This is a genomic window from Lentilactobacillus parabuchneri DSM 5707 = NBRC 107865, from assembly GCF_001435315.1.
Classification (GTDB): domain Bacteria; phylum Bacillota; class Bacilli; order Lactobacillales; family Lactobacillaceae; genus Lentilactobacillus; species Lentilactobacillus parabuchneri.
This window is the reverse complement of record NZ_AZGK01000002.1, coordinates 39,867-57,389: the sequence shown is the minus strand read 5'-3', so window position 1 is coordinate 57,389 and position 17,523 is coordinate 39,867. Positions and strand designations below refer to the sequence as shown.

General features: G+C 44.2%; 15 protein-coding genes. 13 read left to right on the top strand and 2 right to left on the bottom strand.

The window, feature by feature from the left end; genetic code table 11:
* Positions 1-155 precede the first annotated feature (155 nt).
* The 9 genes from FC51_RS02820 (at position 156) to FC51_RS02780 (ending at position 11,616) form a co-directional block, all read left to right on the top strand.
* Positions 156-1,808 carry a Cna B-type domain-containing protein gene (locus tag FC51_RS02820; RefSeq protein ID WP_057909867.1) on the top strand — a complete coding sequence of 551 codons (1,653 nt, stop codon included), beginning with the start codon at positions 156-158 and terminating at the stop codon, positions 1,806-1,808.
* 120 nt (positions 1,809-1,928) lie between these two features.
* Complete coding sequence (locus tag FC51_RS12490) at positions 1,929-2,345, top strand: hypothetical protein (RefSeq protein ID WP_057909868.1); 417 nt, start codon at positions 1,929-1,931, stop codon at positions 2,343-2,345.
* A 208-nt stretch (positions 2,346-2,553) separates the two neighbouring features.
* Complete coding sequence (locus tag FC51_RS02810; protein ID WP_057909869.1) at positions 2,554-3,585, top strand: ABC transporter ATP-binding protein; 1,032 nt, start codon at positions 2,554-2,556, stop codon at positions 3,583-3,585.
* Positions 3,572-4,552: an ATP-binding cassette domain-containing protein gene (locus FC51_RS02805; protein WP_057909870.1), complete on the top strand. Its 981-nt coding sequence runs from the start codon at positions 3,572-3,574 to the stop codon at positions 4,550-4,552. The genes FC51_RS02810 and FC51_RS02805 overlap by 14 nt, the downstream gene beginning before the upstream one ends.
* Positions 4,552-5,511: an ABC transporter permease gene (locus FC51_RS02800; RefSeq protein ID WP_057909871.1), complete on the top strand. Its 960-nt coding sequence runs from the start codon at positions 4,552-4,554 to the stop codon at positions 5,509-5,511. The genes FC51_RS02805 and FC51_RS02800 overlap by 1 nt, the downstream gene beginning before the upstream one ends.
* Before the next feature lie 12 nt (positions 5,512-5,523).
* Positions 5,524-6,477 (top strand): ABC transporter permease, encoded by a 954-nt coding sequence (locus FC51_RS02795; protein ID WP_057909872.1) that lies wholly within the window; start codon positions 5,524-5,526, stop codon positions 6,475-6,477.
* A 93-nt stretch (positions 6,478-6,570) separates the two neighbouring features.
* Positions 6,571-8,373 (top strand): oligopeptide ABC transporter substrate-binding protein, encoded by a 1,803-nt coding sequence (locus FC51_RS02790; protein WP_057909873.1) that lies wholly within the window; start codon positions 6,571-6,573, stop codon positions 8,371-8,373.
* A 301-nt stretch (positions 8,374-8,674) separates the two neighbouring features.
* Entirely contained in the window at positions 8,675-10,567 is a 1,893-nt protein-coding gene (locus FC51_RS02785; RefSeq protein ID WP_057909874.1) for a S53 family peptidase, read from the top strand.
* A gap of 122 nt (positions 10,568-10,689) precedes the next feature.
* Positions 10,690-11,616 carry a glutathione S-transferase C-terminal domain-containing protein gene (locus FC51_RS02780; protein WP_057909875.1) on the top strand — a complete coding sequence of 309 codons (927 nt, stop codon included), beginning with the start codon at positions 10,690-10,692 and terminating at the stop codon, positions 11,614-11,616.
* 81 nt (positions 11,617-11,697) lie between these two features.
* Here FC51_RS02780 and FC51_RS02775 read toward each other — a convergent pair whose 3' ends face one another.
* Both FC51_RS02775 and FC51_RS02770 read right to left on the bottom strand, forming a co-directional pair.
* On the bottom strand, positions 11,698-12,084 hold the full coding sequence (locus tag FC51_RS02775) for a type II toxin-antitoxin system HicB family antitoxin (RefSeq protein ID WP_057909876.1): 387 nt from the start codon (positions 12,082-12,084) through the stop codon (positions 11,698-11,700).
* A 2-nt stretch (positions 12,085-12,086) separates the two neighbouring features.
* Positions 12,087-12,263, bottom strand: coding sequence for a type II toxin-antitoxin system HicA family toxin (locus FC51_RS02770; protein ID WP_319643882.1), 177 nt, complete (start codon positions 12,261-12,263; stop codon positions 12,087-12,089).
* 253 nt (positions 12,264-12,516) lie between these two features.
* On the opposite strand from FC51_RS02770, the gene FC51_RS02765 reads away from it, so the two are divergent.
* The 4 genes from FC51_RS02765 (at position 12,517) to FC51_RS02750 (ending at position 17,516) form a co-directional block, all read left to right on the top strand.
* Entirely contained in the window at positions 12,517-14,445 is a 1,929-nt protein-coding gene (locus FC51_RS02765) for a S53 family peptidase (RefSeq protein ID WP_057909878.1), read from the top strand.
* An 88-nt stretch (positions 14,446-14,533) separates the two neighbouring features.
* A complete protein-coding gene (locus FC51_RS02760) occupies positions 14,534-15,001 on the top strand; it encodes a hypothetical protein (protein WP_057909879.1) in 468 nt (155 codons plus the stop codon).
* A 210-nt stretch (positions 15,002-15,211) separates the two neighbouring features.
* Positions 15,212-15,475 carry a hypothetical protein gene (locus FC51_RS02755; RefSeq protein ID WP_057909880.1) on the top strand — a complete coding sequence of 88 codons (264 nt, stop codon included), beginning with the start codon at positions 15,212-15,214 and terminating at the stop codon, positions 15,473-15,475.
* Positions 15,476-15,908: 433 nt separating this feature from the next.
* Entirely contained in the window at positions 15,909-17,516 is a 1,608-nt protein-coding gene (locus tag FC51_RS02750; protein ID WP_057909881.1) for a putative polysaccharide biosynthesis protein, read from the top strand.
* Positions 17,517-17,523 lie beyond the last annotated feature (7 nt).

Genomic DNA, 17,523 nt, shown 5'->3' with positions numbered 1-17,523 from the left:
ATGTTTTAGAGGTACGCTTTATTTGTATCGAGTTTGCACAAAGGGGAAATCGGCCATAACGTACGGGGAATACGTAAAAATGGTTCATTATTATTGTGTAATATGTTGAGTATTTCAACATCTCGGTTCAAATTAACTATTTAGGGGGAGATAAGATGCAACGTCATTTTACTCAATTACGTCAGTTTGTTTTGACGCATTTTCGCTTGTTAAGCATCGTGGCAATTTTGCTGTGCACATTTGTACCAGCTGTTGTTGCCACCACTCATGTCAGTGCTAGCAACATTGATACTCAAATTACAGGATTGTCCGCAACTTCTGCAAAGGAAGACGGTGCCACGGTTTTGCCGACCACTTCTCAATTGTGGTATGCGGGGCCGGTCCATACGCTGGACTATGATTTTACAATTGCCGACGGGACGACCGTTAATGATGGGGATACCGCCACGGTCACCTTACCGCAGGGAGCGGTCTTCAGAACGCCGGAAAAATTTGACATTCAGTCCAGCAACACTAATGAAACAGTTGGTCAGTTTGTTGCCAATCCAAAGTCGACAACCGGCCAGATCACCTTTAGTAACGCGGCTTACTGGGCAAAATACAATAAGAACCGTCACGGATCACTTGAATTCTCAGTGACTGGAACCCGCGCATTTACACCGAGTTATCCAGTTAACGTATTTCTTGCTAAGAATGGTTGGGGAATTAACGAGTCGGTTCGACCAAACGGGACCTTATCAGAAGTTAACTGGCAGGTCTTGATTAATCCCAATAACCACAAGTTAAACGATGTTAAGGTCAACGATGTCTTAGGTAACCAATCGGCGCAGAGTATGAAAGCTGATTCACTGTATGTGACATCTAACGCAACCGGCCAAAAGATTGCGGCAACCCATTACACGGTCACCCCAACCGCAACCGGATTTGATTTCCAGTGGAATGGCACTTTGGATGAGGCTGTCAATATTATGTCGACGACATCAATCAGTAATGACAACGAGTACAGCCTTTATGGCACTGAACTTGATTTGCCAAACACTGCTTCAATTACGGCAACTGATGTGACAAGTTCCACGACTGGGACACCAGTGACGTCTTCAAGCACCAAGACGGTTGTCTTAACGATGGGAAAAGGTTCTGCGAACGGTGATCATACCGATACAACGACCAGCGTAACCGTTAAGAAAGTATGGAAAAATGTTCCTGATGGCGTAACGACACCAGCTGTAACTGCCAAGCTATATGCTGATGGCAAGGACACTGGAAAAACAGTTACGCTGAATTCAGATAATTCGTATCAACAGACGTTTACCGGCTTGGCCAAATTTGCCAAGGATGGCCATGCGATTCAATACACAGTCAATGAGGCTCAGGTTCCCGATGGCTACAAGAGCGATCCGGATGGTAACCCACAAGTTGCACCTGACAGCAAAGGCGTTGTGACGTTAACCAACGTTTATCAACAAAAGCCGCAGTGCTTCACTTATGTTCACGTCACGAAGACTTGGAAGAACGTGCCGTTCTGGAAGTGCACACCGTGTGTCAATATCACACTGTATCAAAATGGTGTGCCTTATCGATACCGCACACTCAGTTATTTTAACTGCTACGAAACGACTTTCCACTTCTTACCACAATACGATGGGCAGGGTAACAAGTACGTTTACACGGTTGCCGAGGACTACGTGCCATTCGGGTACAAGACCCGGACACCGGGACAACAATTACCTGACTCAAATAACAATGTTAATTTGATTAATGTTTATCACCATCGTCACCATCACTTCTTCCCATGCTGGGGTTGGTAAAAATTGAAGTGTTGAAAAAATTCGGTGAGTAAAGAAGGCTGGAAACAAGACTAAATGTTTTGCTCCGGTCTTCTTTTTAGGTTATATGTTACCGAGCTGAATGGTTGTGGAGGTGTTTAAATGAATTTTTGGCCGCTAATTTGGTCCTGCTTGTTTATTTCGTTATTCAGTACGGGAGGATTTGGTATCCTCAACGTTTTTAACATTTGCTGCAAAAAGGATGCCGAAGCCCGTTTTTCTGTCGCGATTCAACGCAAAATTAGTCGGATGTACATTATGGTACCGGCGTTAAATGAAGAAAACGAGATTGTGGCGACTGTTGACCGACTATTACGGGTAACGATTTTGATTGGCATGGCACTTATTTTCTTGGTTGTAGAAGTCCAAAGTCGTTACCAGGTCGCATTTTATCTACCTTGGTTGATATTAAGTGCACTCGGGATGGATGAGGTCACGCCTCAGATTTCCCTGAATCATGGTAAAGAATGTTTATTGAACTCACATTCCACCGAGATGTCATCCCAAAATAAATTTTAAAAAATGGCAGGAAAACCGCAGTTCAGGCGATTTCTCCTGTCATTTTTTTGTTCTGGGACACGTTTTAACAAAAAACACTTAACATGGTTTGAAATGAGAATACAATGAGAATATAATGTTTTTTATATAAATTAATGGCTACACCGTTAATCACATTTTAATCAAACAAAGAATATACATAAATAAGTCGTCAAAAGGAGATAGTCACGTGGTTGAGACAAATACCGACCAATTCTTGAACATTAAAGGTGTGAGCACCGCATTCAAGATTAACGGTCAATACTATGATGCTGTTTCAAACGTCAATCTTGAGGTGAAACATGATGAGATTTTGGCCATTGTTGGCGAATCTGGTTGTGGTAAGAGCACTTTGGCCACAACGATCATGGGACTTCACGATCCGGAAGAAACCAAGATTTCGGGGGAAATTGATTTCGAAGGAACGGATTTATTGAAGCTGGATGAGAAGGGATATAACAATGTTCGAGGCGCCAAAATCGGCATGATTTTCCAAGATCCTTTGTCTGCACTTAATCCGCTCAAACGAATTGAAGACCAAATCCAAGAAGTCATGATTTATCATACCGACATGACAGAAAAGCAACGTCATGCGCGGGTCATTGAACTCCTTAATCAGGTTGGGATTGAAGATCCTGAACGTACCGCGCACCAATTTCCACATCAGCTTTCTGGTGGGATGCGGCAACGAATTATTATTGCAATTGCAATCGCTTGTAAACCAGATTTGATTATTGCTGACGAGCCAACGACGGCTTTGGACGTGACGATTCAAGCTCAAATTCTGGATGTTTTAAGAGATATCCAACGAGAAAATCACGCCGGCATTATCTTGATCACCCATGATTTGGGCGTGGTTGCCGAAACAGCCGATCGGGTTGCGGTTATGTATGCCGGACAAATTGTTGAACAAGGGACAGCAGCTCAGATTTTTAATGAGCCCAAGCACCCCTATACGCGTTCACTGCTACGATCGATGCCGCAACGGGATAACGAAAACGATGAACTCTACGTTATTCAAGGAATGGTTCCTTCACTTCAAAAGATGCCGAAAGACGGTGACCGGTTTGCACCACGAATACCGTGGATTCCAGCATCCGCTCACGAAGCGCATCCGGTTATGCACGATATCGGCAACGATCATTTAGTCCGCTGCACTTGCTACAAAGACTTTTATTTCCCGGATCAAGTAAAGGAGGGCGCCGGTCATGAGTCTAATTGAAATTAATGGCCTAAAGGTTCACTACCCAATTCGCGGGGGCTTTTGGAACCGGGTGGTTGATAACGTCAAAGCTGTCGACGGCGTCACGTTTAATATTGAAGCCGGAGAAACGTACGGCTTGGTTGGTGAATCCGGATCTGGCAAGTCGACAACCGCCAAAGCAATTATTGGTCTGGAAAAAGCAACTCAGGGAACCGTTATGTATAAAGGAAAAGACGTTACCAAAGCGGAAAATCGCAGAAAGCTCGATTATAACCGGGATGTTCAAATGATCTTCCAGGATTCGCTGTCCAGCTTGAACCCACGAAAACGAATTGAGGATGTGATTGCAGAACCTCTTAGGAATTTTGAACATCTGGATAAGGAAGAAGAAAAATTGCGGGTTCTTCAATTGTTGGACATTGTTGGCCTGGATGCCGATGCCTTGTATAAGTATCCCCACCAATTCTCGGGTGGACAACGACAACGAATTGGGGTTGCCAGAGCAGTGGCGACCCACCCAAAGCTCATTATTGCCGATGAGCCGGTATCGGCACTGGACTTATCCGTTCAAGCCCAGGTGCTTAACTTCATGAAGAAAATCCAGCGCCAATTTGGCATTTCTTACCTGTTTATTTCTCATGATCTCGGGGTTGTCCGCCATATGTGCAAAAATATTGCCATTATGACTCGCGGGCGCGTTGTTGAAGTTGGAACCCGAGATGACATTTACAACAATCCAATGCACATTTACACAAAGCGTTTGTTGGCGGCGATTCCCGAAACCAACGTCAATCATCGAGAAGAACATCGCAAGCACCGGTTGGAAATTGAAAAGATTTACCAAGAACAACAAAAAACGTATTACGACAAAGATGGCATGGCGTTCCCGCTGGTTCAGGTTTCGCCGACGCACTCGGTTGCCTTGCCACCCGAACTTGCCGAAAAATTTGAACAACAGTCTGAGAAAAAGGGGGTCAATGTCTGATGTGGAAAACAATTTTGCGCCGGGTTCTGATTATGATTCCGGAACTGATTATTTTAAGTATTTTAGTTTTTCTGCTCGCAAAGGCAATGCCCGGAGATCCGTTTACCGGGTCGATTAACCCACGGGCCGATCCTGCTCAGATTCATCATTTGATGGAGATCCACGGTCTTTACGATCCCTGGTACCAACAGTACTGGAATTGGGTCGTCCATTTGTTCCACGGGGACTTGGGAATGAGCTATGAGTATCAGGAGCCGGTTGTTGATTTGATTCAGCAACGTGGTGCCAACACCCTGTGGTTAGCACTGTTCACAATGGTTTTAACTTACGCCATTGGGTTGCCGCTTGGCTTGTACGCCGCTCATCACGAAGGCAAACTTCAAGATACATTGGTCCGTGTTTATACATACGTCACCATGTCGATTCCATTCTTCGTTGTTTTGGTTATTGGAATCTGGATCTTCGGATATGCGCTTAATTGGTTCCCAACCAGCGGATCGGTTTCTGCTCAGGCGAGTGGACTTGGCGGAACGATATTGTCGCGGCTGGATCACATTATTTTACCCGGTTTACTGGGTGCCTTGTTTGGGACCGTCAATATTGTCCAGTATCTGCGGTCAGAAGTGATTGATGCTAAGCACTCTGATTATGTTCGAACGGCACGATCAAAAGGGGTGCCGATGAAAGACATCTACAGACACCACATCTTCCGGAACTCCCTGTTACCAATTGCCGCGTTTGCCGGGTATTCGATCACTGGTTTATTGGGTGGGTCCATCTTTACTGAAATGGTCTTCTCATATCCTGGTATGGGCTTGCTATTTTTAAACGCCATCAATTACCGCGATTACACCGTTATTACTGCTTTGGTCTTGTTATATGGCTTCTTGAACTTGTTGGGAACGTTGCTTTCAGACATTGTCTTGAGCATCGTTGACCCACGGGTTCGGGTTGAGTAGGGGGTGGCTGAGATGAAACGCGATATTGAAGAAGCAACCACCATTTCAAAGGAAGACCTGGCACGATTAACCAAGGAAGCAAACGAAGAGGCCACACCATCTCGAATGAAGATTATGTGGGGCGAATTCAAAGCTGACAAACCAGCGATGGTTTCTTTATTCCTACTCATTTTCTTTATTTTATTTGTCATTATTGCCTCGATGTTTATTGACGTTCCCAAAATGATGGAAACCAACATTATGGGCTACTATAACAAGCCGTTTACACCGGAGTATTGGCTGGGTGCCGATGCCGGTGGCCGCTCGATTGCCAAAGAACTGATTGTCGGTTCACGAAATTCCATTTCAATTGCCATTGGTTTGACGATTATTTCTTCGACCTTTGGTATCTGCTGGGGGCTGGTATCCGGCTACTTTGGCGGAATGGTCGATTTGGCCATGCAACGGGTTTATGACTTTATGATGATTATTCCAATGTTAATGACGATCATTGTTATTGTCACGATTATCCCGCATTACAACGCGATTACGCTCACCCTTATCTTATCGATCTTTTATTGGATGGGGACTTCACGTCTGATTCGCTCGCGGACGTTGGCTGAGTCTCAAAAGGATTACGTTGCCGCATCAAAAACGTCCGGAACCAGTAATTTCAAGATTATTTTCAGAGAAATCATGCCGAACATTTCGTCATTGATCATTGTTGACACGACGCTGTCATTTGCAGAAAACATTGGTGTTGAAACCGGGCTTTCGTTCTTGGGCTTCGGTCTGCCAATGGGAACGCCGTCACTTGGTACTTTGATTGCCAACGCCAACGACCCTGAAAATATTACCCAGTATTGGTGGACGTGGCTTCCTGCAGCCGTTGAGATTATCATTTTGTGTTTGTCGATTAGTTATATCGGTCAAGTGATGCGGCGAACCACCAACGCGGCACAACGGCGTGGCCAGGATCAGAAATAATGTAAGTTCGATAAAGGGGATGGTGCAATTTTTGCAGATTGATGTGTGGTTTTGTTAGTCGTTTAGTTGAATCTTAAATTGGAGGGATGTTTTATGAGCAAAAGAAAATGGCTCACAGTCGGAATTGCGGCTGTATCAGTTATGACACTTGCCGCCTGCTCTAATGGTAAGAGCAGCAGTGAATCAGGCGCTGGCAAGCACGTGGCAATGTCAGCTACATATAGTGGCCCGGGTAAGGCGACTACAGCAGGAAATAATAGTACGTTAAAGGTTGCCGAAGTCAACGATGCGCCGTTTGCGGGGATTTCGTCACCGACGTTGGGGACTAACGCTGAAGACACAGATGTATTCGCACCCGGTGGCTCGGGGAACCTGTTCAACGTTACGAAGAACTACAAGATTGTCAACGGTGGATTAGCCAACCAAAAGATTGACCGTAAAGCAAAAACCGTTACAATTACCCTTCGTAAGGACGCAAAATGGTCAAATGGTGCTAAAGTCACGGCTAAAGATGTTGAATATCCATATGAAATAATTGGAAATAAAAACACAACATCACAACAATATTCATCCGATTTTGCTGCTATTAAAGGGATGGCGGCTTACCATTCAGGGAAATCTAAGACAATTTCTGGCATCACCTTCCCAGATGGGCAGAATGGTCGGACTGCCGTTATTCATTTCTCACGGATGGCACCATCCATGAAATACGCAGGAAACTCATTTATTTGGCAAACTGTTGAACCATATGAGTACTTTAAGGGAATTCCAATTTCTAAACTTGCATCATCAAGTAAAGTCCGTAAGAATCCGATTTTTACAGGCCCTTACAAGCTAGATAAAATCGTCCAAGGCGAATCAACGAGCTGGTCTCCAAACAAGTATTACTATGGCAAGAAGCCACAGATTAAGCACATTACCATTCAAGTTGTATCGACTAACAATGCATTAGCTGCATTTAAGTCCAAGAAGTATGATTTTGTAGCCGGTGGGCCAAATTCAGTTATGCCTTCAAGCCAATATCCTAAGTTTAAGAAGCTAAGCGATTATGGGATTGCTGGTACACCTTCCATGGGTTATGACTACTTTGGTTTTAATGTTGGTCACATGGATACCAAAACTGGTCGAAATGTGATGGATAAAAATGCCAAAATGGCAAATAAGAATCTTCGTCTGGCGATGATGTATGCTGCCAATGTTAATGCCGTTGAACAGAAATTTGGGAACGGTGTTTCATGGCAAGCCAATACTTTGATTCCACCTGCATTTAAGGATGTCTATGATGCTAAGAATCCAGGCTTCAAGTATAATATGAAGAAAGCTAAGTCACTCCTTGATAAGGCTGGTTACAAGAAGAAAGGCAAGTGGCGGACAGATCCAAACGGTAAAAAGCTGGTTATTCATTTAGGTGCCATGCAAAGTTCTGCTGCAACTGAAGCTGAGTACCAATACTACATGCAACAATGGCACAAGGCTGGATTGGATGTCCAGATGACAACTGGTAAGCCAATGGAAATGAACAGTTTTTACTCTACTCTTCAAAAGCCAAAGCAAACTGCCATCGATGTCTACCTAGCCGCTTGGTCATTGTCATCTGAACCAACACCAACTCAGATTTATGGTGTTGATGCAACATTTAATATGGGGCATTTTGCAACTAAGAAGAACACTGAGTTGATTAACAGTTTGAATAGCAGTAAGGCTTGGAACGCTAAGTATCGTGCCCAACAATACAAGAAGTGGCAACGTTACATGAACAGTCAAGCTGCGTACGCTCCTGAGAGCTTTAGCTTGGCATGGAGCCCGGTTAACAAACGTGTTAAGGGTTATAGTGTTGCCCCAACCAACAATGAATTCTGGAGCAATCTTTCATTGACTGCTGCAAGTCCAAAGTAATTGAGGAATAACGGCCCAATCTGAATTTTATAGAACCACAGAACAACAAAAGCATCCCGAAAACCACAAAACGGCTTCCGGGATGTTTTTGTATAAATAATCACGTTATTTAAACTGTAACATTCTTGACATATTTACCTGAAAAGTATAACCTCGCAATAGTTAGATAGTCGAAGATGTTCCTTAGGTGCATCGCAAATTACACCTTTACATAATATTTCGGATTAATAATTGAGGGATTATTCAGACCATGTGTACTTCGACCACGGCATATTGAAAATCGGAAAGAGGTTGGGAAGTTATGAAGAAAATTACTCGTTGGTTGGTGGGGTTTGCCAGCTTAGCATTATTTGTGTCGGCAACACCACTCACACAAGCGGCATCGCAAAAGAAAGCTGCCGGCAAAGATCCTTATGGGATTGAAAAAATTCTCAAGAAGTTAATGCAGAAGAAAAAGGTGTTGCCTAACAAGAATGTTCAGTTAGACATCATCTTGAAGCCGCAAAACGAAAATCAGATAACCGACAAAATATACGCGGTTAACACCCCTGGTAATCCAGAGTTCAAGCAGTTCTATACTCCAGAAAAATTTCGGGATGAATTTGGTCAACCTGCGAGTGTTTCTGGTGAGTTTAAGCCTTTTTTCAATAAATACCATTTAAAGTCAAAGACCTTCTCCAATGGGCTGATTATTAATGTCAGTGGGAAAGCTAAGAACATCAACAAAGCCTTCTCAACCAACCTGCAGACCGCAAAGTATCATGCCAACCCGGTTCAATTCTCCTCCAAGAAGCCGGTAATGCCAGCTAATTTGGCAGATAAAGTTCTGACGGTGCTTGGAATCACCACCTTCAGCAAGGGCGCATCGGGACTCGTGACCAGCAACGCCAAGAGTAATAAGAGCGTTGGTAAACCTAATGAGAAGTATGCACCAAGTAAATTTGTCAAACAGTACAACTTACAGCCGCTCTATGACAAGGGTTATCAAGGACAAGGCCAGACAGTGGGGATCATCACCTTCGCCGGCTTTAAAAAGAGCGACGCCGAAACATTCTGGAAGGGCGAGGGCATTGATGCCAAGCCAAATCGGTTAAGCGTCAAGAAGATCTCAGCACCCGCTGCTCAAACCACCAACACGCCTACCAACCAATTGGAAACCACGCTGGATGTTGAGCAGTCAGGCGCAATCGCTCCTCAAGCCAACATCCGTGTTTACCAGGCTAACTGGAGTGACGTCGGATTGGCAAATACGTTTGCGACTGCTTTTGATGAGAACAAGGCCAGTTCACTATCCATGAGTTGGGGAATGAACGAATATATCACCCACTACTTGAATCAGAAGAAGTTATTGACGCCGGTCTATGGGCAGGCATTAAGCTTGCTACTGGCGCAAGGTGCGCTACAAGGCGTTTCAACCTTTGTGGCTTCTGGTGACTCTGGTGCTTATGATCAGGGTATTGGTGGGACGTTTCACTCCATTAATATTCCAAATTACAGTACCTACGCTGATTTCCCTGCAGACAGTCCTTGGGTAACGTCAACCGGTGGGACCACCCTGCCATTTACCAAGAATCTTGGGGGCGGCGTTAAAATCTCAGTGGACAAGGAACGTGCCTGGGGTGCCGATTACATGTACAAAGCGTACGCCCAACACCGAAAGCTATTCCAAACCAACTTACAGGCGATGATGTCTCTGTACAACGCTGGCGGTGGCGGTATCAGTAAGCTCTATGATGCCCCTAAGTACCAGCAGGACTTCCCTGGCGTTAATACCTTCAATGCCCGTCAATACATCTCTAATTCGATGCAGCCAAGTCCTAATCCGGTTCTGGTAAGTGGCACTCAGTATGGCCGGAATTATCCAGATGTTTCAGCGAATGCGGATGTCAATACCGGTTATCAGATTTACGCTAAATCATTGGGCTGGCATATCGTTGGTGGTACCAGCGTCGTTGCCCCACAATTTAACGGGGTTACTGCCGTTATCAATAGTGGTAAGGGCACCCGAATGGGGTTCTGGAACCCACAGATTTACGCACTGGCTAAGAATCGAGATACCTCACCATTTACGGTATTGGACAGCGATAATAATAATTCCAACCTGTACTATGTCGGCCAACCTGGGAAGCTGTATAACCAGGCAACCGGACTTGGCACGGTTAACTTTGAAAAGTTATATAACAGTTATCAATAATATGAACAATTGGGGCCGGGACAAAACGAAATGTTTTGCGCCGCCCCCTTTTTTTCGCCCTAATATGGCACTGCTTAAACGTGTACAATAAGGTCAACTAAGGAAATCAAGGAGTGATTGTGATGAGCCAAAAAATTAACAATGGGGATGCCTGCGGGTTACCTTCAAGGCAGCCGGAAGTATCACCGTTTTCTAAGAAATTTTCAACGGGGGAGCTGCCTGTTGAACCCAACCGTTATCACTATGTTTGGGCCAAGTTCTGCCCGTGGGCCACGCCGGCCGCAATTATGATTGATTACACGGGTTTAAATCGGGTCATTTCAAAATTTGCGACGTATCCATTGCGGCATTCGGGAATCGATGATGATTGGTTCTTTGGAAGGGATGCAGCTGATGAAGATCCAGTTTTGCACACGACCCGACTTTCAGAGAACTACAAAAAAGCCGTCCCGAATTTTTCAGCACGGCCAACGGTTCCAGCCCTGATTGATTTAACCACGGGTGGCGTGGTGAATGATTCATCACGCGATATTATGTTTGAACTGGGTGGTCAGTGGAAGGCATTTTTTTCTGAGAAAGTACCAGACGTTTACCCGGATGATTTAAAAGATGAGATTGATTCAATGAATACACGGATTATCACGGACATCACATCGGTTCCCGGCAAAATCAGTGATGCTGATTCCCAAACTGAATATGAAATCCTGTTCAACCAGTATTTCGATCGATTGGAAAAGCTGGATCAACGGTTGGCCGACCGCCGTTTCTTGATGGGTGACCACATCACGTTACCCGATTTCTGGCTGGTCGTCAGCCTAATTCGCTTTGACGTTGTGTTCTACTTCAAGAGTAAGCTGAATAAGAAACGACTCGATGACTTCCCAAATCTTTGGCGCTACGCAAAAGCATGCTACCAAATTCCGGCATTCAAACAAAACTCGGACTTCATGGCCATCAAGCAGCACTTCTTTCAAGTCAGCGATGATCCGGTTACCTCGATTGACCGGGTGATTCCTGGGGGACCAGACCTGAGACGTTGGGAAGAATAAGACCACAGCGTGGAATGAATTCACAGTGTCTACGATAATGTCATTATCATTGCTTGACAGGATAGGCATGTCAGCAGTTCTTTAATTAATTAATTTATCTTCCAATGCCTGTGTCAAGACCTCTGAAAAGTTGATATGCTGGTCTTTTCCCATTTTAACCAAATACTCTGGAATCGAAACATTTTTCCGGACTGTTTTAGACGTTCGTCTGCGATAGTCTTCCATGTCTAAAGAAACAATGGTTTTGATATCAGTTCCTGTAACTTGAATATCCTCGAGAGCGGTTGGTTTTGGCCACGTCATTTCGTCTACCAACATCGTGCCGATTAGATCCGAAGCCATTTCAAGTGCTTCTTCCATTGATTCGCCTTGGGTCCATGCACCGTTGTTAATGTCTGGGATCTCAACGCTATAGCCAGTTTTTTCGGGGTGGAGAATTACGGGGTAAATTACTAATTTATGAGCCATCACTATACCTTCTTTATTCCTGCTTGTTTTAAAATACCGCTTTGGGTACCTTTTTTGAGTTCTTTTGCGTGCATTGGAACTGGGACCGTTATTTTGGTCTGGGGGTTAAACATGATTAGATGCGATGATTTACGCTGTCGCTTCCTAACGAAGCCGTTCTGTCGAAGAAGCTCGATCATTTCTTTGGGGGTCATAGGCATGATTATTCGTCCTCTGTGTTTTGTATTATACACAACAATGTGTATTAAGCCAAATAATATGATTCTTTTTGGCGCATACATCATAAATACGTAAGGCAGAAGTTGAAAATTTATTGAGTGACATTACAATCGGTATTTTTGCACAAAATAGTTGTTAATCTCCCAGCAGCCCTATCAAGCGTTCTATAATAATTGTGAAATACTTAAAATAACGTTTGAAGGGGAGTAAATTATGAAACGTTGGGGGATTCAAATATTTATTTTGGGAGTCAGTTTGTTAAGTATCGGAGTTGGTACTCAAAATGTTCAAGCTAAAAGTGATCCAATTGCCGAAACCTATGGCGCATTGACATCGACTAATTTGTATCGGCCGGCTGCTATTAAGTCGAGTACGAATACTGTCATTGATATTGTGTTAAAGCCAAAGGATAAGACCGCTCTTTTTCAACAGGCACTTGATGTTAATACGCCTGGAAGCTCACAATTTAAAAACTATCTGACACCCAGTGACATTCGGGATAAATACGGCCAGCCACAGTCGGTTACCGATGCTTGGAAAGCTTATTTGGCCAAGCATCATCTCAAAACGTTTGTCTATGATAGTGGTTTGTTACTGACCGTTTCCGGCAAGGTGAAAGACTTCGACCAAACGTTTAAGATGAATATGAAAACTGCAACTTACCACAGCAACCCGCTTCAGTTCAGCAAGACCCAACCGGTTATTCCGGCAAGTCTGGCCGATACGGTTTGGACGGTTCTTGGAATGGGGAATCATAACCAGCATTACGTCTTTCCAAATGCGCCAAGTGCAAACACACAGGGACTTGATAATACCTATGCGTTTGCCGGCTACACCAAGCAATTTACTGACCGGTATAACGTTCAGTCACTCTATGATCAAGGACTTACCGGCAAGGGTCAGACGATTGGGATCATTGCCTTTGGCGGTATGAAGAAAAGTGACGCTTACCATTTTTGGAAGCACGAAAATGCCAGCACCGATATGAGCCGGTTGACTGTTAAAAATGTCCCTAATTCAATTCTTGATCCTAAATTGAGTGGCGGAAATGATGCGGAAACCAACATGGACGTTGAATACGCTGGCTCCGTTGCCCCACAAGCTGATATTCGCATGTATTGGAACCATAACAGTGTGCCGACTTTGGTTAACATGATTAATGCTTATTCATTGGCGTTTAATGAAAATAAGGTGAGTGCAATTTCAAGCAGTTGGGGATTAGGCTCCAGCAATCTGCTTAATCTGTTGAAAGCTCGTAAAGTTTTGACGCCTTATTATTCAGACGTTTTAAATGTTGTCCTGGCACAGGGCGCACTGCAGGGGATTTCAGAATTTGACGCGGCTGGAGATGATGGGGGCATTCCTTACAGCATCGGCGGCATTTCCGGCAATCATGTCTTGCTCAACCGTTCGGCCAACTCAACGCCGGTGATGGAATCTAATCCGTGGGTTACCTCAGTTGGGGGGACCACGTTACCATTCTCAAAGAACTTTGGAACGTCCACAAAAGTCGGCGCAATGCCACTTGGACAAGTTTCTGTCGCCAAAGAACGCAGCTGGGGGATGGACTATCTCTGGCCGGCCTTTGACAGCCGTCCAAATTTGATTGCTCAGGTACCATCTCTTCTGAGCGTGGCCGGCTCCGGTGGTGGCGGTGGGTTTAACAAATTGGTACCAACCCCGGCCTACCAGAAGGATGTTTCCGGAGTGAACACGTTTAATGCCCGCAACTACTTGTCAAATTTGGATCAGCCAATCTTTGACTCTGACCTGGTTCATGGGACCAGTACGGGTCGAAACTATCCGGACGTTTCTGCAGACGCTGACCCGATGACGGGATACATGATCTACTATCCAATGGGTAAGATTAACTGGATCCCATCTGGCGGTACCAGTATTGCCTCTCCTCAAATGGCCGCAACGGCTGCGTTAATCAACAGTCAACCGGGTCGAAAACGAATGGGCTTCTGGAATCCGCAAATTTATCAGCTGGCTTCGCAAACTGACTCGCCGTTTCATCCGCTTAACGATACAACTGATAATTCCAATTTGTATTACACCGGTCAGACCGGAACGGTTTACAATCAAGCGAGCGGCTTGGGGACAGTCGACTTTGCTAAATTAGCACAGCTATACAAGTAAGCAGGAATCCAGTTCAGGATTTTGCATCAGCGAAGGATATCTGTTACACTACTTTCAATTGCGATTTTGCAAACGAAAGGAAAGATGTATGAAATTCTCCAAAACACTATCCGTAGTAGCCGTTACCCTTGGGGTGGGCATTATTGCCACAGAGGCACAACCGGTTCATGCAAAGACAACTACCCATGCAATTCCAAAAACATTGCAGGGGACTTGGCTGGGAAATTATCATGATGATTTATTTGGCAATGTGCCGGTCAAATACCGACTGACCAAATATTCCTTCCGCCAAGGTTCATCGAAGGCGTCCGAAAATGCGGATGCCAGAACCTATTACGTGAATATCAAAAAATACCGGGCGACTAAGGCAAAAAGTTTCTTGTTTAAGGTTGCCAATAAAGCAAATCAACACGGGTACTGGAAACTGACATTGCTGTCAGCAAATCAACCAGTGTACTTGAAGCACGTGAAACATAACGGAAAAACGGCGCTCAAGATGTATTACAAATCAAGTGATACCAATAAGGCGCAAACCAGTTATTTTTATCATCAATAATGATTAAATAGGACTGTTAACAGGCATTGTGTCTGTTGGCGGTCCTATTTTTGTTGCATATTCATTAGTCGGTTTAAATATTTAATATTAATTTCATTTTTTAATGAAATACCGTTGGATATATTGGTATGATGTATGTAGAGATATCGCTTGCACGTTTTGGTGGCGATATGATTACACCAAAAAACTGATAGATTGTGAGGAATTTATATGAGTAAAATTTCTATTCGAGGCAGTTTACAGACCAAGCAGATCGAAGGCAGTTATTCGGATGTTGAAAAAAAGATTGTCGCAGATTTAGATGCAGCTCAAGTGAAGGATGGCAAGAAGCCATTTTCAAAGATTGCAGATGAGGTCGTTATTGAACCGTACAAGGACGGCGGATATTCCTATCACGCAATGTTGACGGAAGCTGCCAAGATGTATGATCTATCACCAGAGATTCAAAAGAGTGCGCAGGTGTCGGAAGATTAAAGAGTGCGACGAGACCCGGGTGACCCCGGTGTGTAAGGCTAAAGTTGTAATGATGAACGGGTTTTGTTCGTCGTTGCGACTTTGGCCTTACACATTAGGGATCAGGGTCATCGCCAGTAGGCTAGATGCTGCACTTTGTTTGCGGTCGTCGGAGCACATTTCCGTTAGGAAAACTGGTATCCACATCAAAATAAAGCACAATAAGGGCTGGAAACAGGCAATACTGCTTGTTTCCAGCTCTATTTAATGACCAATGTTATTTTGACAAAAGCTTTTCCAATCAGATCATTAGTTGCTCAGTTTACTAACGATTTTATTTAAAACCATCCCCAAAATCGCGAACCAAGTTTCTGATTTGATAGCAAACTTTGACAAAAGATACTATAATATTGGATATTGTCTAATATCGAAAATAGAAAGTGTGCATTCCTCCATGAACAAGAAAATCATGTCAGGCTCGTTCTGGCTTTCCTTTGGAAGTATTTTTTCCCGGGTTCTTGGGATTCTCTACCTGATTCCGTGGTTGTCTATGATCGGATCACCTGAACACAAGAGTGTCGCCATGGCCCTGTTTAACGCGTCTTATAATCCCTATGGGCTCTTCATTGCGCTGGGAACTGCAGGGTTTCCGTCAGCGATCGCTCGACGGGTAGCAATTTACAATGGTCAAGGAAAATTTTTGAATTCACGTCAACTGGCAAAGGTTGGCTCTTTTGTCATGCTGTTATCGGGAATTGTTTGTGGCGTGATTCTATGGGTGATCGCACCGCTGATCGCTAAAAATAGCCCCGTAGTGTCCACTCAGAGCGCCGTTACGTCGATTCGGGTATTGGTACCCGCAATTGTCATTTTGCCGTCTATGAGCAGCATTCGTGGCTGGTTTCAGGGGAACCAGGATTTAAAACCTTACGGCGTGTCTCAACTATGGGAACAATTTATTCGAATTGTTTTTATTTTGGGATCAACGTATGTCGTTATCAATGTGCTTCACAGAAGCTACATCGAAGCCGTTTATTTAAGCGTCATGGCGGCATTTGTTGGGGCGGTAGCCAGTTATATTTACCTGGCCCTGTACTATCGAAAGCAGTCGGCTAACTATGCCGAACTTGCTAAGAAGAGTAAGCCGTTTGATCTGACCAGCATTAAAAAGATCTTTACGATGATTGCTTACGAATCAATTCCCTTCGTTATCGTCGGCTCGGGAATTACTTTGAGTCAGTTGATTGACCAGTTGTTTTTCAAACAGGTGATGGAAGGCGTTCAACATTTTTCGGCAGAATACACGCAATACATTTACACATTATTTTCAGCGAACCCAACCAAAATCACGACGGTTGTTGTCTCTCTGGCCTTGGCGGTTGCTGAAACCACGTTGCCGTTGCTTGCAAACAGTCAGGCTTCCAAAAAGTCCGATGTCGGTGATCTGATTTTTCAAAATGTGAACATGCTGATGTTTGTGTTGTTACCAATTGTCACGATCCTGTGTGGACTGTCGTATGAAACCAACGGCATTTTCTTCTCGTTTAGCGTGTTGGGAGGCAAATATCTGGCCGCTAATATTCTTCAGAGTTTAATGCTTGGGTTTGCGATCAACGGGTTAACCCTACTGCAGGCACTCCACTATAGTAAAAAAGCAATGTATTACTTGGTGGTCGGATTAGTCACCAAGTTGTTGTTCCAAATTCCATTAGTGATTCTGCTTCAGGGATTTGGTGCGATTATCTCGACGGCCATTGGTTTCGGGTTTATTTGTCTGCTGAGTTATGGGGAAATTATGTACGAGTTTCATGTCCCGTTTGGCAAGCTCAAGGTTAGCTTACTCGTGAACATCGTGTTCTTCGCTATCGTGATGGGACTAACTTGGGGCATTCACCAGGTTATGATGCCAAGCCGGCTGATTCCGGCGTTTTTGTACTGCGTCGTATTCGGTTTGGCAGCATTGGCAATCTACATCTTTATGGCGAACCGGACTGGTTTGTCAGCAACGATGTTCGAACATAAATTAGGATATAAATACTTTAGATATAAGCATTTCCAATAAATGATTC